Source organism: Thermoanaerobacter sp. A7A (genome assembly GCF_000445185.1).
Taxonomy (GTDB): Bacteria; Bacillota; Thermoanaerobacteria; order Thermoanaerobacterales; family Thermoanaerobacteraceae; genus Thermoanaerobacter.
This window is the reverse complement of the sequence record NZ_AVAF01000002.1, coordinates 1-26,192: the sequence shown is the minus strand read 5'-3', so window position 1 is coordinate 26,192 and position 26,192 is coordinate 1. Positions and strand designations below refer to the sequence as shown.

At 34.1% G+C, this 26,192-nt stretch carries 19 protein-coding genes; 4 read left to right on the top strand and 15 right to left on the bottom strand.

Going from position 1 to position 26,192, the window contains the following annotated elements; translation table 11 throughout:
* Positions 1-56: 56 nt before the first annotated feature.
* The 5 genes from hisB to hisZ are packed head-to-tail and all read right to left on the bottom strand — an operon-like array spanning position 57 to position 4,765.
* Positions 57-641 carry an imidazoleglycerol-phosphate dehydratase HisB gene (gene hisB / locus M663_RS0100135; RefSeq protein ID WP_004400588.1) on the bottom strand — a complete coding sequence of 195 codons (585 nt, stop codon included), beginning with the start codon at positions 639-641 and terminating at the stop codon, positions 57-59.
* Positions 638-1,693, bottom strand: a complete 1,056-nt coding sequence (gene hisC / locus M663_RS0100130) for a histidinol-phosphate transaminase (protein WP_029687514.1) — start codon at positions 1,691-1,693, stop codon at positions 638-640. The genes hisB and hisC overlap by 4 nt, the downstream gene beginning before the upstream one ends.
* A gap of 1 nt (position 1,694) precedes the next feature.
* A complete protein-coding gene (gene hisD, locus M663_RS0100125) occupies positions 1,695-2,978 on the bottom strand; it encodes a histidinol dehydrogenase (protein WP_029687513.1) in 1,284 nt (427 codons plus the stop codon).
* 1 nt (position 2,979) lies between these two features.
* Positions 2,980-3,621 (bottom strand): ATP phosphoribosyltransferase, encoded by a 642-nt coding sequence (gene hisG, locus M663_RS0100120; protein ID WP_003870626.1) that lies wholly within the window; start codon positions 3,619-3,621, stop codon positions 2,980-2,982.
* A 1-nt stretch (position 3,622) separates the two neighbouring features.
* Positions 3,623-4,765, bottom strand: a complete 1,143-nt coding sequence (gene hisZ / locus M663_RS0100115; protein ID WP_029687512.1) for an ATP phosphoribosyltransferase regulatory subunit — start codon at positions 4,763-4,765, stop codon at positions 3,623-3,625.
* Positions 4,766-5,111: 346 nt separating this feature from the next.
* Between hisZ and M663_RS0100105 the strand changes: the two genes are divergently transcribed.
* The 4 genes from M663_RS0100105 to M663_RS0100090 all read left to right on the top strand — a co-directional run bounded on the left by M663_RS0100105 (position 5,112) and on the right by M663_RS0100090 (position 6,562).
* Positions 5,112-5,684, top strand: a complete 573-nt coding sequence (locus M663_RS0100105; protein WP_003870624.1) for a Uma2 family endonuclease — start codon at positions 5,112-5,114, stop codon at positions 5,682-5,684.
* Between the two features lie 144 nt (positions 5,685-5,828).
* Complete coding sequence (locus tag M663_RS0100100; RefSeq protein WP_003870621.1) at positions 5,829-6,176, top strand: nucleotidyltransferase domain-containing protein; 348 nt, start codon at positions 5,829-5,831, stop codon at positions 6,174-6,176.
* A complete protein-coding gene (locus tag M663_RS14970; RefSeq protein ID WP_003867495.1) occupies positions 6,160-6,303 on the top strand; it encodes a hypothetical protein in 144 nt (47 codons plus the stop codon). The genes M663_RS0100100 and M663_RS14970 overlap by 17 nt, the downstream gene beginning before the upstream one ends.
* Positions 6,293-6,562: a HEPN domain-containing protein gene (locus tag M663_RS0100090; RefSeq protein ID WP_029687510.1), complete on the top strand. Its 270-nt coding sequence runs from the start codon at positions 6,293-6,295 to the stop codon at positions 6,560-6,562. Before M663_RS14970 ends, M663_RS0100090 begins: the two co-directional genes overlap by 11 nt.
* A 469-nt stretch (positions 6,563-7,031) precedes the next feature.
* Here M663_RS0100090 and M663_RS0100085 read toward each other — a convergent pair whose 3' ends face one another.
* The 10 genes from M663_RS0100085 to M663_RS0100040 all read right to left on the bottom strand — a co-directional run.
* A complete protein-coding gene (locus M663_RS0100085) occupies positions 7,032-7,934 on the bottom strand; it encodes a DUF4340 domain-containing protein (RefSeq protein WP_029687509.1) in 903 nt (300 codons plus the stop codon).
* On the bottom strand, positions 7,931-9,319 hold the full coding sequence (locus M663_RS0100080) for a GldG family protein (RefSeq protein WP_003870610.1): 1,389 nt from the start codon (positions 9,317-9,319) through the stop codon (positions 7,931-7,933). The genes M663_RS0100085 and M663_RS0100080 overlap by 4 nt, the downstream gene beginning before the upstream one ends.
* Before the next feature lie 11 nt (positions 9,320-9,330).
* Entirely contained in the window at positions 9,331-10,038 is a 708-nt protein-coding gene (locus M663_RS0100075) for an ABC transporter permease (protein ID WP_003870609.1), read from the bottom strand.
* Positions 10,004-10,981, bottom strand: a complete 978-nt coding sequence (locus tag M663_RS0100070; protein ID WP_003867490.1) for an ATP-binding cassette domain-containing protein — start codon at positions 10,979-10,981, stop codon at positions 10,004-10,006. The genes M663_RS0100075 and M663_RS0100070 overlap by 35 nt, the downstream gene beginning before the upstream one ends.
* A gap of 440 nt (positions 10,982-11,421) precedes the next feature.
* The gene (locus M663_RS0100065; protein ID WP_029687508.1) at positions 11,422-20,088 is read right to left on the bottom strand and encodes a glucoamylase family protein; all 8,667 of its coding nucleotides are present in this window, start codon (positions 20,086-20,088) and stop codon (positions 11,422-11,424) included.
* A gap of 106 nt (positions 20,089-20,194) precedes the next feature.
* A complete protein-coding gene (locus tag M663_RS0100060) occupies positions 20,195-21,577 on the bottom strand; it encodes an RsmB/NOP family class I SAM-dependent RNA methyltransferase (protein ID WP_029687507.1) in 1,383 nt (460 codons plus the stop codon).
* A gap of 44 nt (positions 21,578-21,621) precedes the next feature.
* On the bottom strand, positions 21,622-22,758 hold the full coding sequence (locus tag M663_RS0100055) for a Gfo/Idh/MocA family oxidoreductase (RefSeq protein WP_003870605.1): 1,137 nt from the start codon (positions 22,756-22,758) through the stop codon (positions 21,622-21,624).
* Positions 22,759-22,857: 99 nt separating this feature from the next.
* Positions 22,858-23,958, bottom strand: coding sequence for a homoserine O-acetyltransferase (locus M663_RS0100050; protein ID WP_003871217.1), 1,101 nt, complete (start codon positions 23,956-23,958; stop codon positions 22,858-22,860).
* Between the two features lie 20 nt (positions 23,959-23,978).
* Positions 23,979-25,262: a homocysteine synthase gene (locus M663_RS0100045; RefSeq protein WP_019907951.1), complete on the bottom strand. Its 1,284-nt coding sequence runs from the start codon at positions 25,260-25,262 to the stop codon at positions 23,979-23,981.
* Between the two features lie 26 nt (positions 25,263-25,288).
* Positions 25,289-26,192 (bottom strand): homoserine dehydrogenase (locus tag M663_RS0100040; protein ID WP_029687506.1); only part of this gene is annotated, 904 nt, incomplete at its 5' end.

Sequence of the window (26,192 nt, the reverse complement as noted above, 5' to 3'; positions counted from 1 at the left end):
CACCGCCTCACTTAAGTTACGTATAAAGTATATGCAATCTCGCTTAAACTGTATCTTTATAAAATCCCTTTAGTAGAAGGTATCCCTTCTACCCTTTCATCTATTCTCAATGCCTCATCAAGAGCCCTCCCCAGTGCTTTAAAAGTTGCCTCTATAATGTGATGACTGTTACTGCCGTGCAAAAGTTCTACATGCAGTGTAATGCCAAAGTTGTAAGCAAAGGCTCTTAAAAATTCTTCCACATTTTCCGTTTCAAAATTTCCAACTCTTTCAGCTTTTAAAGGCAAATCACAGTATAAAAAAGGCCTTCCACTTATGTCTACAGAAACTCTCACTAAGGCTTCGTCCATGGGTACATAAAATGTACTAAACCTCTTAATAGATTTTTTATCGCCGGCAGCCTTTAAAAAAGCATTGCCCAATACAATACCTACGTCTTCAACAGTGTGATGAGTGTCTACCTCTAAATCTCCCTTTGCCACTACTTTTAAATCAAAAAGTCCATGCTTGGCAAATAAAGAAAGCATGTGGTCAAAAAAACCTATTCCTGTAGCTATGTCATAATTTCCTTTTCCGTCAATATTAAGTTCAACGTATATATCCGTCTCTTTAGTTTTTCTTTTAACTTCCGCCTTCCTCATAGCAATAACTCCTTTAACCCATTTATTAAATAATCATTAGCTTCTCGGCTACTTACTGTTATCCTTAAAGCTCCTTCAAGCCCTTCTACCTTTGAAAAATCTCTCACCAAAATTCCTCTTTCTAAAAGCCCCTGGTACACATAATCTGCATCTTTAAATTTTACCAATATAAAATTCGTTTTTGAGGGATAAACTTTAACGCCAGGAATTTTGCCTAGCTCTTTTATAAGACGCTTTCTTTCTTCTAAAATGTAGTTAATTCTTTCTTTTAAAACATCTGTCCTTAAAACCTTCAAAGCTATTATCTGAGATAAAGAGTTAATGTTATAAGGTGATTTCACAAGGTTTAAATACTTTAAAATATTCTCGTTAGCTACAGCATATCCTACTCTCAAACCGGCAAGTCCAAAAGCCTTAGATAAGGTCCTTAAAACAATCAAGTTTTCAAATTCATTTATAGCATCTACAATTGTATTACCATAAAACTCAAAATAAGCTTCGTCAACAACTACAATTCCATTGCTCTTTTGTATTATTTTAATTATATCTTCTCTTTCTATAACACTTCCTGTTGGATTATTAGGGTTGCACAAAAACACTAATTTAGGCTGATATTTTTCTATAACTTTAATAAAACTATCAACATCGTAATTATAATCTTCTCTCAACCTTACAGGTATTTCGACTGCTCCTGCAATTTTGCTATATACACTGTACATAGCAAAAGAAGGATGAGGATATGCTACCACATCACCTTTGTTTATGAAAGCCAGCATAATAAGGTGGATTATCTCATCCGAGCCATTTCCCACAAATATGTTTGTAGGCACTACTCCACAATATCGTGCCAATTCTTCTTTTAACTTTTCTGCAGTAGGGTCTGGATATACATTTACTTGAGAAGATTTTACAATCTCTTGAATATTTTTTATCACTTCTTCAGGAAGTTCAAAAGGCGTTTCATTTGCATCCATCTTATATCTGTAGGGAATACTGTGCACTTCATAATTTTTAAATCCCTTAATTTCTTCTCTCACCAAATTCTCAATCATTTTAAAACCTCACTTTTATAGAATTAGCATGAGCGGTAAGCCCTTCTGAATTTGCTAAAGTTATTACATCCTCTTTTACCTCTCTCAAAGAATCCTTAGAATAATAGAGAATATTCATCTTTTTGATAAAGTCCGTCACAGAAAGAGGCGAGAAAAACCTTGCTGTTCCACTAGTAGGAAGCACATGGTTAGGGCCAGCAAGATAGTCCCCTAAGGGTTCTGGAGAATATTCTCCCACAAAGACTGCTCCTGCATTCTTGATTTCACCAATTATTTCAAAGGCATTGGAAATGTTAAGCTCTAAATGCTCCGGAGCTATGTCATTTGCAATACCAATTGCTTCTTTTAAATTATTTACAACAATTATCGCACCAAAATTTTTTAAAGACTTTTCAATTATTTCTTTCCTTTCAAGATATTCCATTTGCCTTTCAATTTCTATTTTTACTTGTTGCGCAACCTCCAAAGATGTTGTGACAAGTATTGAAGATGCCATTACATCATGTTCCGCCTGTGACAACAGGTCCGCCGCCACATATTTAGGATTAGCAGTTTCGTCAGCTATAACTAAAACTTCACTGGGGCCTGCCACCATATCAATATCCACATGTCCGTAAAGAGCTCTTTTAGCCATTGCGACAAAAATATTTCCCGGGCCAACTATTTTATCAACCTTAGGTATTGACTCTGTCCCAAATGCCAAGGCTGCAACAGCCTGTGCGCCTCCAACTTTATATATATCCTCTATTCCTATCTTGTCTGCAGCCACTAACACATAAGGGTTTACTCCCTTCTTACCAGCCGGAGAAACCATCACTATTTTCTCTACACCAGCCACCTTTGCAGGTATTCCATTCATCAAAACTGAAGAAGGATAAGAAGCGGTTCCCCCCGGCACATAAATCCCAACTTGAGAAAGAGGTCTTACTATCTGCCCATAAATTATACCTTCTTTAAAATCCATCCATGTAGATTGTTTTTGCTTTTCATGAAATTCTGTTATGTTTTTGATAGCTTTGTCAATCGCTTTTAAAAATTCTCCTTCCACTTCGTTATAAGCATTTTTTATTTCCTCTTTCGTAACTTTTACAGTACTTTTGTCAAGATTTATTCCGTCAAACATGTAAGTATACTCAAACAAAGCCTTGTCTTTTCTCTCTCTTACGTTTGAAATTATTTCTTCCACTTTTTTTGCTATTTCTTTATTCTCTAATTTACTTCTGTTGTGAAGCTTTTGTAAAATACCATTGTCAATTCCCTTTCGAAAATCAAATATCTCAATCATTTTAAACCTCCTTAAAAGTTTCCACAACCTCTTTTAATTTTATAATTATCTCTTTTATTCTCTGGCTTTTAGTTTTAAGACTGGCTTTATTCACTATCAATCTCGCACTGGAAGGAAAAATTTCTTCAATGACTATAAGACCATTTTCTCTTAAAGTATTGCCTGTCTCTACAATGTCTACAATTACCTCTGACAGCCCCACAATAGGAGCAAGCTCCACAGAACCATTCAGCTTAATTATTTCTACATTTTCTCCCTTTTGCCTGAAAAATTCTTCTGCAATATTGGGAAACTTTGTTGCAACTCTTTTATTAGTAAGAAAACTGTCCTTTGCCTCTTTAGGCCCCGCAACCACCATTTTACAAAAACCAAATTTTAAATCTAAAACTTCATAGCAATCTTTTTTTTGCTCTAAGAGAATATCTTTTCCACAAATCCCCAAATCAGCTGCCCCGTGTTCTACATATGTGGGCACATCCATCGGCTTTACCAACATAAACTTCATTAAATTTTTATGGTCATTAACAACAAGTTTTCGAGAAATATCTTTTAAAATATTCTCAGCAATTCCTGCCTTTTCAAACAAAGTTATAGCACTATCTGCCATTCTACCTTTTGGCAGTGCAATAGAAATATTTTCCATATTATTCCTCCATATCTATAATTTCGTCAAAGCTATTTTCATCAACATGCTTCGCTTTTTCATAGCTATACATCTCTACAATTTTTCCCTCACCTCTTAACAAAGTGGCTTTCTTGTAAGCATTACTTCTTAAGTTTTCCTTGTATTTTATTAAAACTCTCCAGGATTTATCAATAATATCTTTTTTCTGTTTTTGAAGTGCTAACATTGACCTTTCCACACTTATAGCAAAACCTGTCGCCGGAATGTGCTCTCCAAAAATCCCTAAAAGACCATCATACCTTCCTCCGGTACATATAGCATAACCAATCCCTTTAACAAAACACCTGAATATGATACCAGTATAATAATTAAGATTTTGCACCATTCCTAAGTCAAAACTTATATACTCTTCCATACCAAAATCTTTTAATATTCTATATACTCTTTCAAGGTAATCTATCGTTTCACCTAGTTTAGGAGTATCATAAAGCTCTTTTGCTCTTTTAAGCACTTCTTCGCCACCAAATAAAAGAGGAAGTTCACTTAAAAACTTTGCTTTTTTGCCCCTAATTCCTTTATCATTTATGAATTCTTCTATCGCAGATTGATTTTTCTGTTGCAAAAACTCTCTTAAAAGGTTTATTTCTTCATTTTGTAACTCTAAATCTTCCACTACTCTTTTAAAAAATTCCACCTGTCCCACGTCCACTTTAAAGTCCTCTATTCCAATACTTTTTAAAGCCTCTATCGCAACTGCTATTATCTCTGCATCAGATTCTTCATGATTTGTACCTATAAGTTCAATCCCTGCCTGAGTAAACTCTCTCATTTTTCCTACCTGTGGGTCATCATAGCGATAGACATTAGCGACATAGCATAACTTAAGTGGGAAACTACCTTTTAACTTTGTAGACACAATTCTCGCTATTTGAGTAGTCACATCTGGCCTTAAAGCTAATATATTTCCCTTTTTATCGAAAAACCTGTACAAATTGTTTTCATCAAACAAAACAGAAAAATTATCGCTATATTCAAAAGTAGGAGGCATTATCTCTTGATAGCCAAATTTTATAAAAACCTCTCTAAACTTTTCTTCTATTTTGCGCTTAACTCTATATTCTTCCGGCAAAAAATCTTGTACACCATCAGGCAAATATATCATTAAAACACCCCACAATTTACTCTGTCTTTGTAACGTGATAAAGTAATAAACTGTACTTCTTTTATTGTATCCTAATTTTCAATGTATGTCAAGCATAGACAAATAGGCAGAAACGTACTGAATATTATCCTGCTTGCATTGTAAATCCACGCGCAAAATCAAAAAGTGAAATTTTACATTATTTGAAGAAAACTTAAGGTTGTTGTGGTATAATTAAATGTAAAAGGAGTTAAATGGTTAAATGTGAGTAATGTATTTGCTGTTAGATGAAAAAGGTGTGGATGTTTTGGCAATTTACATAAGAGGAATAAAAGCTTTTAATCTAATTTGAAAGAAGGTGTTAAATATGCCGTTGCCAAAAGAAAATAAAATATATACTTATGCAGATTATATAGCGTGGCCAGAAAATGAAAGAATAGAACTGATTGATGGCCAAATTTACTTGATGACTTCCCCTTCAAGAACTCATCAAAGGATCTTGGGACAGCTTTTTTACCAATTTTTTGATTATCTCAAAGATAAATCGTGTGAAGTATATATGGCACCTTTTGATGTAAGGTTTCCTGACGGAAATGAGAAGGACGAGGAAAATATAAAGACTGTAGTTCAGCCTGATATAGTTGTTGTGTGTGATGAATCCAAGCTTGATGAGAAGGGATGTACGGGAGCTCCTGATTTGATAATCGAAATTATTTCGCCTTCAACAGCACAGAAAGATAAACTCCACAAGTTTAACTTGTATGAAAAGTATGGTGTGAAAGAATATTGGATAGTAGAACCCGAAAACAAAATCCTAAGTGTGTTTATTTTACAGGATAATGAAAGATATGGACGACCCGACATATATACACAAGATGATAAAGTTAAAGTTTCTATTTTTGAAGATCTTGTGATTGATTTAAAAACAGTACTAATATGAATAGAAACTGATACTGTAGAAAATTTTGTGTAGACTGAATTCCTTTTTTCTTTAACATTTCTTCCGGAACTAAAAATGTTACAGTCGCTACTCCTGTCAAACGTTGATGGATAAAAGGGAGAGTCTAATAAAGAGGTGTTTTTTATGATAGAAGCCACTGAATTATTAAAGTATTCCTTAGAAGATGAGCTAAAGAGGATAACGAATATTATTATTGAAAAGTGCAATCCAGAGAGGATAATACTTTTCGGGTCAATGGCTAATGGTACTGCTAAGGAATGGAGCGATATTGACTTAGTCGTGATAATGGATACAGATTTAAGATTTGCTGATAGAACTTTATATTTAATGAGGCTTACCCATCCTAGAGTAGGAGTTGATTTTTTAGTATATACACCAGAAGAAGAAGAGTTGTTTAAGAAGAATAGAGACCTATTTTATACCGAAGAGGTACTCAAGAAGGGGGTCATATTGTATGACAGAAGTTCATAAATATAGTCAGTGGTTAGATTATGCTAATGACGATTTGAAGGCAGCAAAAGAACTGTTAAAAACTTATTGTTTGTGTCCATTCGCAGCAAGCTGTAGAAAAAGCTTTAAAAGCCTATTTGGTTTTTAATAATATAAATCCTCCTAAAGTACACAATTTGATCACTTTGTTAGAATTGTGTATAAACTTGGACAAAGAATTTGAAATTTTGAGAGATGATATGGAATTTTTAGACTCCTATTATATTCCAACAAGATATCCAAGTGCTCCTATTGGCTATTTACCTGGTGGCAAACCTAATAAAGATAATGCTACCAAGGCATTTGAAAAAGCTGAAAATTCTGTGAAATATATAATTAAACTTATAGAAGATAAGAAAAAAGAATAAAACCTTAACCTTATTATTATGACCTAGAATTTAAGGTCTCTTAGAGAAAAAGCTCCTCTTTTATTTAGTTGATGCTAAGTCTAACAGTAAGAGAAAATGGTCGTCTTCCTCAGCTTAGTGTATTAAATGGAATGAACCCATAAAAAGCAAACAAAGTTTTACTAAAGTTACACAAAGCTCTTGACATTACTAATAATTGTAGTATCATCATTATCCAGTCGTAATGGCAGTTGGCTCCAAACCTAAAAATGATTTATTGAAGTCCATTGAAGAAGAAAATATACCTGTTTATGCTATTGGGGATTGTGTCAAGCCTAGAAAATTTATAGATGCCATTCACGAAGGTTTTCGCATAGCGTATAATTTGTAATTTTAAAAATTACATTAAATACTCCTACAACGCACTTTGCATTTAAAAGCTTAGTATAAATCTAAGGCAGAAACATGCAGTTTCTGCCTTTCTATAATTTTACTTAATAAGTTTATCAAAAGTATCTTGCAGATTTTTTATGTCTTTCAAAGTTACATATTGTCCTATGCAATGTCCATTAATAAGCACATATTTATTTTCTGCATCTCTTTTAGCAAAGCTTATTTTTTCTACTTTGTCCTTGCCATACACATCAAAAGCAAAAGGTGTTTCTCCCTGTGAAATATTTTTTCCTTCATCTAATCCACTAATTTGAAGTAATACTATTCCGTCTAAGAGATTGTCTACATCATCAGCTTTAATAGCTTTCCCATCAATTTGCCAGTTATCTTTTTCATCTTTTTGTATTTGATACTCTTTTCCATCTTGGTAGAAAACTAATTTAGTTATTTCATTCTTTGGAATAGACACTACAAATTTTTCCATATATTTATATGCGTAATCATCTGTCAGAAAGAAATTCTCTAAAGAAGAAGCATTGACTCTGTAAATTTTATCTCCATCAGTTTTTGCATAATAACCCTCTTGGTAATTTTCTTTTACAGGAGATTTATTACCTATAAAAAGTGAATAGCTTTTTCCATTTTTCAAAGATACTTTTATCGCATAAGAAGGTTTGTCAAGACCATAAGTGGATAAATCACCTTCTAACGTTCTATCAAAAGTAAGAGAAGTCAAGTTGTCTAATAATTCATCAACATAAATGCTGTCTGCTTTATAATCAATAGGTTCTTTTATAAACCATGTATCGCCTTCTTTTTTAAAATCAATTAAAGTTTTCCCTTCTTGTTCTATTTTTAAAGAATTTACATCGTTATTTTTGAAGGTAAAAATTTTGTTGTCTTCTTTAACAGGTTTATTGGTCTTACTTTCATAAAAATAGTAGCCAAAAAGAACAGCGAATATTACCAGCAAAACAATAGTGGTTTTAAAAATCTTCATAATGTCTTCCTCCTATACCACATGTATCCTCCAATTATCCACATTACCAGTGGAATAGTTACAACTGTGGTATAAAAGAGTATAGCAGCTTGTTTGCCAGTTAGGAAAATCTGATTAAACTCAAGGGATTTAGGACGTATAGAAATCTGTGTTGTCTTATCCGCTAACCAGTTAGCACTGTTCATTAAAAAGTCTCTATTAGCTTCCAATGTAATTATTTTATCAGTAAACATCATGCTACTTCCAATAGCTACAATCTTCATTCCTGTCTTTGAATCGGATATAGCTAAGCCTAAGCTTAAAGGACCTTTGATATCACCTTTTTGAAAATTAGCATCTTTTGAGTTAAAATCGGTTTTACCCCAAGCTTTATCACTGGTTGAAAGCAATTGCTCTATAGTTATATTTTCTGTTGGTTTATCAGGATAAGAAATACTTCTTGACATTGGCATTACAACGTACAAGTTTGATAAATCCAATTTATTAGTTATAGTATGAAATTTGTACTGAGGAACTGGAGAAAGCGGGTCCATAAAATAATTCCTTCCTGGATCTACTACAACGTCATTGTCAAATTTTACACCCCAAGTAGACAAAAGCTCATTTACAGATTTTTGAGTCAAAGGCCCATATTCTGCCCCCATTGCAATGATTGCTTTTCCGCCTTTGTCAAAGTATTCTTTTAAAGCAGCCATTTCCTTGTCAGTAAAGTCTCTTCTTGGGTTAACAATAACTAATAAGTCTGTATTTTTTGGTATTCCTCCTGCCTGTCCTATATTTAAATCTTCTACATTATATCCTTCTCCTCTCAAAGCGTTTTTAAAAGTCACCAAATAGTCAATACTGTTTAATTCATCATGTCCTTGAAGAATATACGCATTTAATTTTTTAGGCTGTGTAACATCAATTATAGCCTGTGTAAACTGTTCTTCTCCATTAAAAGTAGCAGTATTAGGCTGACTACCCATGCCAAAAATATCATAAGAATTTACTATCTGTCTTTTTTCATTAGCACCACTTCCTGCAATAAAAAGCACTGTGTCATAATCCGTAATTCCATATCTTTGAGCAGTTGCCGGCTCCTTATCTGGGTCTACAAAATGGACAATTATTCTCTTTGAAACATTTCTGTATTGATCTAACAAACTTTTTACCATGTCTCTTGAAGTAGTACCCTCTTTGAAAAAGGCATAGACAGTTACATCTGTTTTTAGACTTTTCAAAACTTGTTTTGTTTGGTCAGAAAGGGTATATTGCTTGTTTTTAGTCAAATCCCACTTGACAGGCTTTTGCGTGACTATAACATTTGCCAATATTAAAATAGCCAGTAAAAGAGCTGTCATTATAAAAGCATTAGTCCCGTACTTTAGCCTTATATTATTCATCTTTTCTCCTCCTAACTCCAACGTCTTTTGTCTACAACACGAATTGTCAAGAAAATAAAGAATATAATTACACTTATGAAAAAGACTACATCACTTAAATTCACTAATCCATTTAGAAAATTATTTAGCCTGTCAAAGAAAGACAGATTCTGAAAAATAGTTTTTGCTTTTCCACTAAACACGTCTCCTAGCCAACTAATCAACCAAAGCACAAGAATTAAAGCAAATCCAATTACTCCAGCTATCATTTGATTTTCTGTAAGTGAAGAAGCAAAAAGCCCTATTGATATAAAAGTCACTCCTATTAGAAACACTCCAATATAACCTGCTATGATAGAACCCATATCTGGTGAAGAATACAATTTAAGATAAATGGGGTATAAAAAAGTTATTACAAGTGCTACTAAATACACAAACACTGTAGAAAAAAACTTGCCAATCACTATATCAGTAACTGTAACGGGTGACGTGAGTAAAAGTTGATCTGTTCCCGTCTTCATATCCTCTGAAATAAGTCTCATTGTCAAAATAGGACTTATAAACATAAAAACAGTGACCATACTACCTAAGATTGGAGTTAATATAGCATAATGAGTAGATAACACATAGGTTGTAAAAAAGTATCCAGATATCAAAAGATAAAATCCTAGCAGCACATAGGCAAGTGGGGAAAAGAAATAGCTTTTAAGCTCCCTCTTTAGTATTTCCCACATTTTCATCGTAACTTTCCTCCTCTGTTGTAAGTTCTAAAAATACTTCTTCAAGACTATAATTTAGCATTTTAAGTTCTAATATTGGAAAGCCTTTTTTGGCAAAAGCAAAAAACATATCTTTTCGAACATCTTTATCAGCAGAAGATTCCACTGTCAACTTTATCGTATTATCTGAATCAACTTCTGCTTCTACATTAGTTACTCCTTCAATCTCTTTTACACTGTTTACTACTTCTTCATAAGGCCCTTCCACTTTTATAAAATATCTCCTTGAATTTTGCAATGCAGTTGATAAATTCTCTGTCTTATCTATTGCAACAATTTTCCCTTTATTTATTATAATAACTCTGTCACATACCATACTAACTTCTGGCAATATATGAGTGCTTAAAATTATTGTATGCTTTTTCCCTAACTCTTTTATAATATCTCTTATTTCTTTAATTTGCTTAGGGTCAAGACCTACTGTCGGCTCATCTAATACCAAAACATCAGGGTCTCCTATGATTGCTTGTGCTAGTCCAACCCTTTGTTTATAACCTTTAGACAAGTTTTTTATAAGCCTTTTTCTCACATCAGTCAAACCAACTTCATGTATAATTCGTTCAACATCTTCTCTTCTCTTTTTTGGAGGAACACCTTTTATACCTCCTACAAAATGGAGATATGCCTCTACGGTCATATCTAAATACAAAGGAGGTACCTCTGGTAAATAACCAATATGTTTCTTTGCCTCTATCGGTTGTTCAACAATATCATATCCTGCAATTTTTATAGTACCGCTGGTAGGAGGCATATATCCTGTTATCATTTTCATAGTGGTAGTTTTACCAGCACCATTGGGCCCCAAAAAACCAACTATTTCTCCTTTATCGACAGAAAAGCTTATGTTATCTACTGCTTTACGAGTACCATAAACTTTTGTGACGTTTTTTAGCTCTATCATCATAGCAGTCTCAACCCTCCATTTTACATAGTGTGGAAATTGTATCATAAAATTATTAAAAATTTGTGTACAAATTGTTAAGCATTAGTTAAGATTGTAACTTAAAGCAAAATGATAATAAGAAACTATGACAAAAGTCGTCATAGCTTTAGTTTGTTGACAAAGTCAAAAATTTTTTAAAGTAGATATTTTGCATCGTCGCTCCGGTGTTCCAAAGCGACAAAACTAAGCTTTACCTTCGGGTTCCGGCAGGGTCCCGGGCACAATCGACGTCCTGTCTCAGGTGCCCGCCTTCGCCATCCATGGCTTCGGCCCTGCCTCCACCCTCGGTCTTGTTAAGTTTTGTTACCGCTTTGTAACAAGTCGCTCCTTATGCAAAATATCTACTTTACGAAAGTTTGTCTACAAATTGAAACTATGACAAAAGTCGTCATAGCTTCTTCTTATCCCATTATCACTAACACCTGATGACCATTTCCTTCTTTTGTTAAATCAATAGTCTTATCTGTGACAAGCTCTCCATCTATATATACTTCTTTTACACCTTTGTTAACACCTTCGGGATTTCTTACCTCTATTAGGTATTTCGTATTCTTATAGTTATATTCTATCACATATTTATCCCAATTTTTTGGTATACAAGGGTCTATTATAAGTTTTTCTCCGTATTTTTTCAAACCCAAGAGGTTCTCAATTGCTATTCTGTACATCCAACCTGCTGCGCCAGTATACCACGTCCAACCTCCTCTTCCTACATGAGGTTCTACCGCATACACATCTGCAGCCATGACATAGGGCTCTACTTTATACTTCATACACTCAATAGGGGTCCTGGTGTGATTTATAGGATTTATCATATTGTAAAGTTGCCATGCTCTATCTCCTTCTCCTAGCTCTGCAAAGGCGAGTATTACCCATGCTGCCGCATGAGTGTATTGACCCCCATTTTCTCTAACTCCTGGAACATATCCTTTTATATACCCCGGATTTAAATCCCCGTTGTCAAAGGGAGGGGTTAAAAGCTTTATTATCCCTTCTTCCTCATTGACCAAATAATTTACAACAGCCTTCATTGCCTCTTTTACTCTTACTTCTTTTCCCGCTTTAGATATAACAGACCAAGATTGAGATATGGAATCAATTTTACATTCTGAATTGTCTACAGATCCTAAAGGTGTCCCATCGTCAAAGTAAGCCCTTCTGTACCAACTTCCGTCCCATGCATTTTCTTCTATAGCTTTTATTAATTTATTAGCTATTTCTTGATACTTTTTTGCATGTTCTTCATCCTTTTTAGTTTGACATATGGGCGAAAACTTCTGAAGAATAGTGTACAAAAACCAGCCAAGCCATACACTTTCCCCTTTTCCTTTGTTTCCTACCTTATTCATTCCGTCATTCCAGTCGCCAGCCCCCATCAAAGGCAAACCATGTTCTCCAAATTTTAACGAATAGTCTATAGCCCTTATGCAATGCTCATATACTGTACCTTTTGTTTCAGATATACGAGGTGTTGAATATCTTTCTTCCTCTTCTTCTTTTAAACGCAAATCTTCTAAGTAATTTACTTCTATGTCCAGTATAGGCCAATCTCCTGTCTTTTCTATATAGTCAGCTGTGACGTAAGGAAGCCACAACAAGTCATCGGCAAATTTTGTCCTTATACCTTTATTTAATACAGGATGCCACCAATGTTGCACATCTCCTTCAACAAACTGATGCTGGCAAGCGTTGACTATTTGATTTTTTGTAAATTCTGGCTCTAGATATACCATATTCATAGCATCCTGCAATTGGTCTCTAAAGCCATAAGCTCCTCCTGATTGATAAAAAGCTGACCTTGCCCACAATCTACACGCAATTGTTTGATAAGGCAGCCATCCATTTACAAGTAAATCCATTGACTTGTCAGGAGTTTTAATCTGTATCCTTCTTAGAAGCTCTTGCCAAAATTCTTGGACTCTTTGCAATTCATTCTGACAATTTTCAACATTTGTATACTTTAAAATCAACCTTTTTACTTCTTCTTCGTTTTTACCATGTCCTAACAAGATTGTAAATTGCTTTTCTTCTTTAGCTTTTACTTCTACATGAAATTGTATTGCAGCACAGGGGTCTAATGATATTCCTGTAGAATTTGAGAGAGTCTCATATTCCAATGCTTGGGGTAAAGTTAAACTTGAAGCAACTCCTATAAACTCTGCTCTGTCGCCTGTAAATGAATTTATCTTTTCTGAAGCTGACAAAAATGCTAATCTATTAGCAAAATCTTCATTGTACACATTTTTAATCATTAATGCTCCTATTTTTTCATCGTACTTTGTAAATAGATACGGAAAAGTAATCTCATCAGTTACTCCTAAAACTGGCCTTATGTAATAAGATACTGTAAGTTTCCTGTTTTCATTCCCTAAATTTTTGATGGTAACTAAATTTATCTTTATAGAATCTTCCTTTGCTACAAACATCTTTAAGTGTTGGCTTAAACCACAGCATATTGTTTCAAATGAAGTATACCCAAAACCATGTTTTATATAATGAACTTTTGCTTTACCAGCAGGTAAAGGAGTAATTGACCATCTGTCCCCTGTTTCCTCATCTGTTAAATAAATTACCTCTCCATGGGGGTCTAAAACAGGGTCATTGTACCATGGAGTCAATTTGTATTCCCGGCTGTTTTCTGCCCAAGTATACCCTGCTCCTGTTTCTGACACCTGAAAGCCAAAAGAAGGGTTGGAAATCACATTTATCCAAGGAGCAGGAGTACTTTTGCCTTCCCACTTTATGATATACTCTTTGCCATCATAGCTAAATCCTCCAAAACCATTGTAATAATCTAATGGTAATTTCTCTAATTTGATTTCTTCAAAATTTTGTACTTTTTTGACCCAATTTTTAAGTTTTGGAGCGTTTTTTGTCTCTTTAATCATTATCTGGTCGTAAATAGATTCATTTCCTCCTTCAAACTTAAGGGCAACAACAGTATTTAAAAGATATACATCTTCCTCTTTTAAATTATTTTGCTGTAACAAATATACGCCTCCATATTTGCCAAAAATGTCATAAGAAAAGGTAGTATTAATTAATTCTTTTATCTTATCATGTAAGGGCTGTAGATAACCGCTTTTATCTTTGTTTAATATCACAAGGTCAATATTTATCCCTTTCATTTTCCAATATTCATAAGCTTTTAAAAACCACTTTACCATTTCTATTTCTTCCATCTTTTCTATCTCTACTAACACAATTGGCAAATCTCCTGAAATCCCATATGCCCACAGACCAGATTGACCTTTTACATTTTTCAAAATCATCTCTTCTCTATACCTGCGTTGAGGACTCACAAATAAAATGTGAGCCAACATTCTTTGCAAAAGGCCTAATTCTCTGGGTTTTAAATTAAGATAATCTAATTCTACCCTACTTCTTGTCCACGACATTTCAAAAGCTCTTTCTACTACATTTTCCTCTTTGTATTTTGCAGCAATTTTTATGGCTTTTTCTTTAGTTTCAGTTATTGCAGAAATATATACTACTTTTGCTACTTCCCCTGGCATTACTTTTACTCTTTTTCTTAAACTTACAATAGGATCAAGAACTGCTCCTTCTGTATTGGAAAGGGGCTGATCAGCTTCTAAAGCAATTGGATTTTTTAGACTTCTTCCTCTTCCTATAAATTTTGCTCTATCAGTTTCAAACTGAGTATCTCCCACAATTTCTCCACTTAAAACTGCTACCTTGTGCACAGCCCATAGTTTATTTTTTCCTTGTTCCCTTGGCTTTCTGCAGACTAAAATTGCATCTTCTTCCTTTAAAAATTCTGTTTTTACAAAAAGTTTATTAAAAGCAGGATGTGCCACATCTGTTGGCAAATCTATTAAGCTTATTTCTCCAAAACTTGTAATTTCTAATATTCTCGGATGTTTACTATGATTTTTTAAAGTCAACCGCCTTATCTCCACATCATCCTCTGGTGAAACGACTATCTCTAAGTGAGTATCTATATTTCCAACTCTTTTAAAGTATTCTGCTTTATCTGCAGAGAAAACAACCCTGTAATTCTGACCTTTTTCGTAAAAGGGAGCGTAAGTGGCTGACCATACAGTATTAGAGTTTATATTTTGAACAAATATAAAGGTACCAAAATCTTGCGCCAAGTCTTTCCTCCATCTTGTCAAGAAAATACCTTTGTTATTTTTACTGTATCCTGTCCCTTTTTCTGTAAGCATTACAAAATATCTTCCGCTCGATAAAATATGAACCTCTGGCAGCCAAGTTTTTGATTCTCCTAAAACCCTTACAAAGTCTCCATCTTCTTTGCGAACTTTTTGAATTTTTCTTGCTTCTTCTCTTTCTTCCCTCGTTATATCTAAATACATTGGCATTTTTTCTTGTAATAATATTTGAATAGCTTTTATACTTGGGTCTTTATGAAATCTTTTTTGCATTATATTGTTATTTATAAAATTGTCTAAAGCCACAAAAGCCATACCTTGGTGATGAGCCATAAAGCTTTTGACTATCGCACTTTTCTTGCCAAAAGGAAATCTTTCTGGTGTATAATCTATCGCTTCATAAAAACCGTATTTCCCTTCAACTCCTTCTTTTTTAAGGAACCTTATGTTTTGTAGTACCCCTTCTACATCTACTCCAATAGCCAGCAAAGACCCATAAGGAGCTACTACTTTGTCGTGGGATAATCCCCTTTTAAGACCTAGACTTGGGACTCCAAAAGCTTTGTACTGATAATTCAAATTTATGTCAAAAGCGTAAAATCCGGACTCCGATATACCCCATGGAATTCCTAATTCTTTAGCATAATTTTTTTGCACTCTTACAGCAAAGGCATAAGTTTCATCCAATAAAGTATTTTGGTAATTTTTCATTATTAAAAGGGGCATAAAGTACTCAAACATCGTTCCAGACCAAGATACCAAGCCTTTATAACGATTTTCAATGGCAAGCATCCGGCCCAATTTAAACCAATGTTTTTTATCAATTTCTCTTTTTGCAATAGCAATAAAACTTGCTTGCCTTGCTTCCGAAGCCAACAAGTCATAATAAGACTTTGTAAGTTTTTCCTCCTCAACATTGTATCCTATTGAGAATAACTGTCTTTTTTCATCATACAAATGTCTGAACTCTGTTTTTTCTACCAAATTTTCAATTATACTCTTTATATTTTCAATCTCTGCCTCCAAGTTTTTGATTTTCTCCAAAGCCCGGGCAACTTTATCTTTTTGACTTTTTAACAAAGCTTTCTCCTCTTCTGTAGCTTTTTCAAAAACTTCTTCTATTTCTAATAAATAGTTTTTATAGACTTTTTCCAATTCTTTTGGAGATGAATGTTCTTCAAAAACCTCCTTATATCTTTTAAAAATTTCTTGCTCTTTCTGTCTTTCATCAAATTCTGTCCATGCTAAAAATTCTTTCATCTCCCTTTTTAAAGCCCCAATTATATTCTTTAACCTTTCAATATTTCCTACCTCATCTTCTGTACTTGAAAGTTTCTCACTAATTTTACTTAAGAATACCTCCCAATCAGATGGCATTAAAGTTTTTTTATTTAAAATGTTTCTAAAAATATCTTCAGTAATTCCTTCTATATTCAACATTTTGATAGTATCTTTTAAGCCTTTTGCCAATTCAATATCTATAAGAGGTTTATTTAAAAATTCACCTATTGCTTCCTTTACTGTAATCAAATAACCTACTAAATTTCCGCTATCGACAGTAGACACATAATAGGGCCTTAAAGGCTCTAAAGTCCTCGTATTGTACCAATTGTACAAATGGCCGTTCCATTTTTCCATTTTTCCAATTGTAGTGAGGGTTTTTTTGATTCTTTCTACCATCTCAGTTGTGGTTATATAGCCTAAATCTCTTGCTCCAACTACTGAAACCAAGTAAAGTCCTATGTTTGTAGGTGACGTTCTCTCCGCAATCCCATTAGGCGGGTCTTCTTGAAAATTATCTGGTGGTAGATAATTCTGGCTTTCTGTCACAAAGTCTTCAAAAAATCTCCAGGTTTTTCTCGCAATTAGTCGCAATTCCTCCATTTCCTCTTGTGACACAGTTTTTTCTTTTGAAATTATTGGCTGGCTTATATAAAAAGCAATGTAGGGAGAAATTGCCCAAAGGAAAAAAAGCACTATTGCCCCAATTAAATCTTGGGGTTTAAAATACATAGCTAATGCAACTAATGCTAATCCCTCTACTAAAACTATCCACATTCTTTTAAAAAAACTTGCAAAGTCATTTCTAAGTCGCTTCTCCATGTCAGCAGCCGTAATCCATTCTAATAAATTCTTTCGAGTTATATACAGTCTCGTCAATGTTCTAACTATTGCATCTGCCATCATATAAGCTTGATAGGGTAAAAACACAAAATTAAGTAATGATTGATAAAAAGCGGCTTCTATGCTTGTTATCACGGCTTTATGTCTTTTTTCCCAATAGTGTCTGAACTGGCCTTTAAAAATAGTGTCAACTAAAGCAGGTAGAATTGGGAAGAATACAGTTAAAATCGCAACCCCTAACCATAAAAAACTGCTTCCCGGCAAAAGGCTAAATCCTAAAAATAGCATTAACATCAAGGCAACTGAAACAACACTTCTTCTTAGGTTGTCTATAATTTTCCATTTAGTTATTAAAGAAAGGGGGTTTTTTACCATTTCTCCTTTTCTATTTTTTATTTTAGATTTCAAATAAGGCAATAACTGCCAATCCCCTCTTACCCATCTGTGCAGTCTCATGATATAGGAATTGTATTTAGCAGGATAGCCATCAATCAATTCTATATCACTGACAAGACCGGTTCGCACAAAGGACCCTTCTAAAAGGTCATGACTTAAAATAGAATTATCCGGTATAGTATCTCTTAAAAGTTCTCTAAATACATCTACATCGTATATTCCTTTACCTGTATATATGCCTTCTCCGAACAAATCCTGATAAACATCTGATACTGCTGTAGTATATGGATCTATACCGCCTTCTCCAGCATAGATTTTAGAAAACAGTGTAGCATTTGCGCTTTCTATATCAATGCCTATTCTAGGTTGCAATAGTCCATATCCCTCTACTACTACACCATAATCTCTGTCAATCACTGCTTTGTTTAAGGGATGCAACATAGTACCTACTAATTTTTTAGCAGTATCAATAGGCAAATTTGTATCTGCATCCAAAGTTATTACATATTTTATATTTAGTTTGGCAACATCTCCACTAACTACATAAAAACTCGTATCTTCCTTCCCTCTTAAAAGTTCATTAAATTCGACAAGAGCTCCTCTTTTTCTTTCCCAGCCCATCCAGCTTTTTTGCATTTGATTGTATTTTCTTTTTCTGTGAAAATAGTAAAATATCTTTTCGCCGTTTTTAGAATATTTCTCGTTTAACTTTTCAATTTGTTCCAAAGCACACTTTACAATCTTCTCATCCTCCGACATAACCTCAAAAGGAGCGTCTTTAAAATCCCCTAATAAGCCAAAATACAAATTCTTTTCTCTGTTGGCGTGATAATACACCTCAAGATTTTCAATCAGCTCTTTTGTCCTTTTTTCATCTGGCAAAAGAGAAGAAATAACTACCATTGTCTTAGCATCTTCAGGAATACCTTCTTTTAACTCAATTTTTGGCAATACTACTGGCTTAAAAATATGCACTAAAATCCAATTTACTAATTGAACTGACATTTCACTAAAAGGTATTAGAAGAATTACACCAGAGATAAATAATAGCCCCCATTTATTAGAAAAATTTGCTATATATTTTAATGCAAAAAACTCCTCCACCAATAGGAAGATTAAAATTAAACCTACATACAAAGTCTCTGGAGATTTTTTGGCAATTTTTCTCCAGCTTATTGTCCTTTTTGATTTGTTACTCAGCTTATTTTCAAGAATACTTCTTCCTTTGCCTACAAGGTAAAATCCTACATGGTTTATATATCCTAGTTTTCCCTCTTGTTCTGTCACTTCTTTTGCACATTCAATTGCCTTTTTAGCAACATAAGTTTCTGAAGTATTATAATATTTAGCTATTTTTTCTATTTCATGTCTGTAATAATCTCTTGATTCAAAATCCATCTTAGGATATGTACCGTCCGGGTCTTGCCTCAAAACTTGCTCTACGGAACTCAAACTTTCAAAAATTTGTGCCCAATCGAGAGAGGAAAAAGTTTTTAAACTGGTAATAGCATTGCCTATAGAAATTTGCCTTTTTGCCTGTATTTGATGAGCCTTTTCTGCTACATCGTTAATGCTAGTATCATACTCCATTAAAATTTTTTCTATAGACTGTATGACATTAACAGAATTACTCCCTTCTTTTCTAAGTCTACTTACCAAATGTTCAATAAATTGTAGAGGGAATCTGTCTGCAACATTGATATTGTTCCTTATAAGCTTTTTCACTTCTTCATATTTCATTTCTTTTTCCAAAAGCAATGTGAGTATCTTTTCTGCTTTTTCCCTTTGGTGGCGAGTTTCTACAATTTTCTCGCAAATCTTTTTTATTTTCTCCACCAAAGCAATACGTATCATAAGGCTTAAAGCCCACAGCTCAGAGCTGGAAAGCAAAGCCTTTGTCTGATAAGCCTTTATAAAATTAATTATGGCTTTTTCATCAATTTTCCCATCAGTGTGAAGAACTAGCTCAAAGGCTATAGCATATATTCTTGGGTAACCTTTGAATAAACCATTTTTAAGCCCTGGAAGCCCCGAATAATAACTTTTTGACAAACTTTTCCTTATTTCCTTAACTTGCTCTTCGATTATATAAAAGTTATCTAACAACCACTCCTCTTCTTGAGAAATATAGACATCCTCTTCTTTTAAAATGCTGTTCAAATTTCTGTAAACATTCTTTATGTAGTTGTAGTCTTTATTCATCCGCGGAATTAGCAAATAGGATAATTTAGTTCTCTTCATTATGTTGTGATTCTGCGCTATTTCTGCTGCATGCTTTTCCATTTCCTCCGAACTTAAAATAATATCGTCAAAATCTCCTATAGAATCTTCCTTACCCCATGTAGGCTTTTTTGAAATATGTACAACAAACGCGGCTATTAAAAGCAAGATAGCTCCTATCAACACATACTCCATAGTATGTCAACTCCCTCACTGCAATTTAGTGCTAAAAATATTATTCCCTCAAGTTTGAAATTTTAAAGCATAAAAATAAAAGCTCGCATACGCGAGCATTACACAACTATTCTTCCCAAACTTTTATATCTCTAAGCCACTTAGGATAATAATTTTTAACTACCCCTTTTGCAATTCTGCCCCATCCCGCAGGAAACCCTTCTATAGTAAAAAAAATCCAGCCGTCTTCTAAGTCCAATTCAAAAGTTTCTCCTTTTAAATATTTTTCCTTTTGTTCTCTTTCAAGTTCCAAAAGTCTTTTAGCTTGTAAAGTTTTAATTCCCATTGCCAACCAGTGAGAAGGCTCAAACCTGTTTTTCTTAAGCTCCCCTAACTGCCAACCGTATCTGTATACCTTTATATTACTCAAATCCGGTAAACCCTCTGATACATGGTAAACAAAATCATTATGCACTTCAATATTTAGATTATCTAAGTCTAAATTAAGATATTTATCAGCAAAATCGTAAAATAGTTGTAATTCTTTTTGCTTTTTTCTGCCTTTTGCTTTTTTAAATCTAGAGTCTGGTTCTTCTTCCTCTTTTTTTCTCAGTTTCGCAATAAAATGTCCTTCTCCTCTCACCTTATGTGGCCATAATCTCATGCATTTTTTTAAATCTTCAGGACCTTCAACCCATTCGGGATGCCCTCTGTCAAAGAATTTGCTAATCTCACTTTCTTCAATTTCAAATTCAGGATGTTCTTCTAAAAATTTTTTTATAACTCCTTCATCCTCCTCAGGAGCAAAAGTACAGGTAGAATAAACCAAAATGCCTCCCTTTTTTAATAAAGGAGCTACACTTCGCAAAATATTTCTCTGTGTAATAGAACAACTCATGACATTATTTAAAGACCAAATTTTCCTTGCTGTAGGGTCTTTTCTAAACATTCCCTCTCCTGAACAAGGAGCATCTACCAAAATTTTATCAAAATATCCTTCAAATGCGGTAGCCAACTTTTCAGGAGTTTCATTTGTTATGACAATATTTCTTATTCCCATTCTCTCTACATTTTCCACCAGTGCTTTTATTCTTTTTTTATCTATTTCATTAGCAACAATTATTCCTTCATCGCCAATTTTCGTAGCTATGTGTGTAGTCTTACCACCGGGCGCTGCACTTACATCGAGAATCTTTTCCCCTGGTTTAGGGTCTAACACCTCCACAACTGCCATCGCTGTCGGCTCTTGAATATAGTAAAGTCCTAAAATATGGTACAAATGGTTGCCCGCCTTTTCTTCTTTATCATAATAAAACCCAGTTGGGCACCAAGGAATTGGGGTTATCTCAAAAGGAACAATTTTTTTAAACTCTTCTACACCGATTTTTAATGTATTCACTCTTAAGCCTTTTTGAGGCTTTTTGTCGTATTCCTTTAAAAAATCTTCATACTCTTCTTTAAGTAATTGCTCCATTCTCTTCAAAAACTCTTTTTTTACTGTAATTTTCATCTTATTACTACCCCTATCTTATTGATTGAATAATATACTGACAACTAATCTTTTAGATTACTAATAACTTTCCCATTATTTTCAGCTGATAATAATATTTTATCCAAAATAACCTGGTCTTTGTAGGCTTCCTCAAAAGTGGGTGTCTCACTAAATACAATTTTATCCTCTACTATATTTGTAAAAAAATTTATAAGGCTTGCCATGTGTAAATCTACCATCCATCCAAGAGAATACTTTTCTGTAGGATATATTGACTCCACATACTCGCTAAATTTGCTTTTTTTATCGTAATCGCCAATTATTTGGATATTATCTTGCTTTTTATATAATACAGCATAACGAGGATGTTTTGTAGATATTTTTATTGAGCCCTTTGTACCGTATATTTCAAATCGAGTCTCCTCCTCAAGGTCGGCAGATATCCTTGAGGCTTCGATACTTCCCCATCCTCCATTTTTCATTTCTATTTCTACATTTGTCCAGTCATCTACATCCACTTCTTCATAAATTTCAGAGCCTTTGGATACAGGCCTTTTTTTAAAATATGTCTTCGAATTTGATCTTAAAGACTTTATTTCTCCCATCATAAATCTTACTGCATCCACAAGGTGTATCCCCATGTCAACTATTGCTCCACCACCAGAAGTAGCTTTTTTCATTTTCCAGGACATAGGCCTTTTAGGGTCCATATAGCCCGAATGAAGCATCAACGCCTTAAAATTTAAAATTTCACCTATCTCTCCATTTTTTATCATGTCTCTTGCCTGGTTTACAGCGGGCATAAACCTATACATTAAAGCTGTTTGATGTATTATCCTTTTTTCTTTTGCCTTTTCCATTATTTCATAGGCTTCTTTGCCGTTAACTCCTATTGGCTTCTCAAGATATAATGGAATGCCTTTTTCTATCACTTTCATCGCCTGTTCATAATGAAGGTAATTAGGGGTACATATGTCGACAGCATCAAGGCCGCCCTCTTCCAACATTTCTTCAATACTTTTTACACCTTTTTCAAAAAAATGTGGTATATCTTCTATGTTATTCTTGTACACAGGTCCAAGTTTCACTTCAAAAGGAAGGTTTTTAAATATTAAAGGCATTGAAAAACAAGCTATAGAATGGATTGTCCCAATAAAGCCAAGCCCTATAAAGCCAAGTTTTATTTCTTTTTTTGACATTAAAATCACCTCTTTATAAAATTACGATATATTTTAATTATAACATTAATAAAGCATAAAAAAGAACAACCCCTTTTAAAAGGGACTGTTCTTTTACAATTATACACAAACCATTTCTTTATTGTATGTTTCTTCTATAAAATCCGAAATAATAGGTCCAATCTTATCTATATCCACCAAAAAAGAGTCATGACCTTGCATTGAAGATATTTCTTCAAATTTGCCACACCCTCCTGAAGCATTAAGTTTTTTAATGAAATCCCTCATGTACTTAGAAGGAAAAATCATATCTGTATCTATCCCTATCATGAGTATTTCCGCTTTAATCCTTTTAAGTGCCATCTTCAAAGAACCATAAGGCTTCGTAATGTCATGTTCATTCATAGCCCATAAAATATATAAATATGAATTTGCATCAAACCTGTTTATAAAAGACAAACCATGATAGTTGAGGTAATTTTCCACTTCAAAATTGTTTTCATCTCTTAACCTATCAAATCTATAGTCAAATAAATCACCACTTTTGTAGGTTATCATTCCCAGCATTCTGGCAGTGCTCAATCCTTTATCAGGTTTATGGGGCTTATCATAGTAATCACCGCCGTAAAAATGTGGGTCATTTAGTATGCATTGTATTCCTACATGATTATACGCAATATTAAGAGGAGTAAGCTTATAATCAGCAGCTATGACAATAGATTTATCCACTAAATCCGGGTATGTCACTGCCAACTCTAAAGCCTGCATTCCTCCCATAGACCCTCCAATAGCGACTTTTATCCGGTCTATGCCAAGATAATCTAGAAGAAGTTTCTGCACTCTCACCATGTCTCTTATATTAATTTTTGGAAACCTTAAACCGTAAGGTTTTCCTGTTTTAGGGTCTATAGAAGAAGGGCCTGTCGTTCCATAACAACTGCCAAGAAAGTTAGAGCATATGACAAAATACTTATCTGTATCAATATACTTGCCCGGACCAATTAAAGGGTCCCACCAGCCCACGTTATTTTTCCCAGGATGCATACCTGCTGCATGGGCACTGCCACTTAAAGCGTGTTCCACAAGTATCACGTTATTTTTTTCTTTATTTAATTTTCCATAAGTTTCATAAACAATAGTAAGTTCATCAAAGCTATATCCACTTTCTGTAGTGAATATATTTTTCCCTTTTAGTGTAACCTTTTTTTCCTCAACTATCATTTACATCAACCTTTCCTTATCTATTCTTGCGATGCATAAAGGGCATTATCAAGGTCTTCTAATATATCTTCTATGTCTTCCAGCCCTACAGAAAGTCTTATCATATCCTCCGTAACACCAGAAGCTAACTGTTCTTCTTTTGATAACTGCTGATGGGTCGTGCTGGCTGGATGTATAACCAAAGACTTTGCATCCCCTATATTAGCAAGATGAGTAAATAATTTTAAACTCTCTATAAACTTAATGCCTGCTTTTAATCCGCCTTTTATGCCAAAAGTCAAAACTCCTCCTTGCCCTCTTGGCAAATACTTTTGTGCCAAAGCATAATAGGGACTTGATTTAAGTCCTGGATAATTCACCCACGAAACGTAGGGATGAGAAGCTAAAAACTCTGCAACTTTTAAAGCATTTTGACTGTGCCTTTCCATCCTAAGAGATAGAGTCTCTAATCCTTGTGCGAATAAAAATGCATTAAATGGACTCAAAGCAGTACCCAAATCCCTTAAAAGCTGCACCCTCGCTTTTACAATATAAGCTGCTTCGCCTACATCTTTTACATACCTTATACCATGATAACTTGGATCTGGTTCTGTAAGTTCTGGAAACTTTCCATTGTCCCAATTAAATTTTCCAGAATCTACTATAACTCCACCTATAGAAGTCCCATGTCCACCTATAAATTTAGTCGCCGAATGTACCACTATATCAGCCCCAAACTCGATAGGCCGTGCAAGGTAAGGAGTTGCAAAAGTATTATCTACAATGAGAGGAATTCCTGCAGTGTGGGCAATTTCTGCTATTTTTTCAATGTCAGCCACGTCAATCTTTGGATTGCCAATAGTCTCAACGTACAAAGCTTTTGTGTTATCTGTTATTTGACTTTTAAAGTTTTCAGGATTGCTGGGGTCCACAAACTTAAAATTTATACCAAACTTTTTCAAAGTAGTCGCAAAAAGATTATAAGTCCCTCCATAAAGATTGGTAGAAGATACAATCTCGTCTCCTACTCCTGCGATATTAGTAACTGCCAGCGTTATAGCTGCTTGACCTGAAGATACAGCAAGGGCACCTACCCCACCTTCTAATGCAGCTATTCTCTTTTCAAAAACGTCAACTGTGGGGTTCATCATTCGAGTATATATATACCCTTCTTCTTTTAAGGCAAAGAGGTCTGCAGCATGTTGTGTACTTTTAAAAGCAAAGGAAGAAGTTTGATATATAGGAAGGGCTACAGCTCCCGTAGTTGGGTCAGGCTCCCACCCTTCATGAATTGCCAAAGTTGAAAAACCATATTTTTTAGACATACTTTTAACTCCTTTCACAAAATTTTTTAAATCACTTCTACAAAATCCTCAAATTTACTTACTTCTTCTGTTATATCCTCTTGCAAAACTTTAAAAATAGTTTTTATCTCGGTTATTTTTTCTAATTTTTCTGTAAATGTCTCAACACTTTTCTTCATTTTAACAATAGCTGTAAATGTGCCGTTTTCATAGGAAGATTCCACAATTGATACTTTTTGTTCTTTTAAAAACTTTAAAACTTTTTTCAAACCTAAAATATTTTCTTTATGAGTTTCAAGCCTTATATAAAAAGTATCTGTAAAACTTCCCTGACGAATTGGAAGAAAGTTTATCCTCTTATTATCTTTGATATCATAGTTTAACAATATATCAATTAAATCTGCCACTACAGCATCCCCTGTAGGAAGTTCTCCAGCACCTTTTCCTACAAAAACATATTCACCAAAACTATCCCCTCTAAGTATGATAGCATTATTTACGTCGTTTATCCTTGACAAAATATTATTTTCTTCGACTAAAACTGGTTCCACTCCTGCAAAGATGCCATCTTTGACTTTTTTGCCCCAGGCAAATAATTTTATTTTATATCCCCACTTATTGATGTAATTTAAATCTTGAGTCGTGATTTCGTCTATTCCTTTTCTGGTTATAGAATTTACTGGCACGTTTATATTGAACACTTTCCTCATTAATATAGCAAGCTTATAAAGGGCATCAAAGCCTTTTACGTCATAATCGGGATTTGCTTCTGCATATCCTAATTGCTGGGCTTCTTTAAGTGCTTCTTTATAACTTCTACCTTCAGTAGTCATTTTGGTGAGAATATAATTAGTAGTGCCATTTATTATACCGCCTACAAAATCTATTTCATCTGTAATTTTTAATCTATCAATCGAGTAGGAGGCGGTGACTAACCGCCGTCCTCTCACA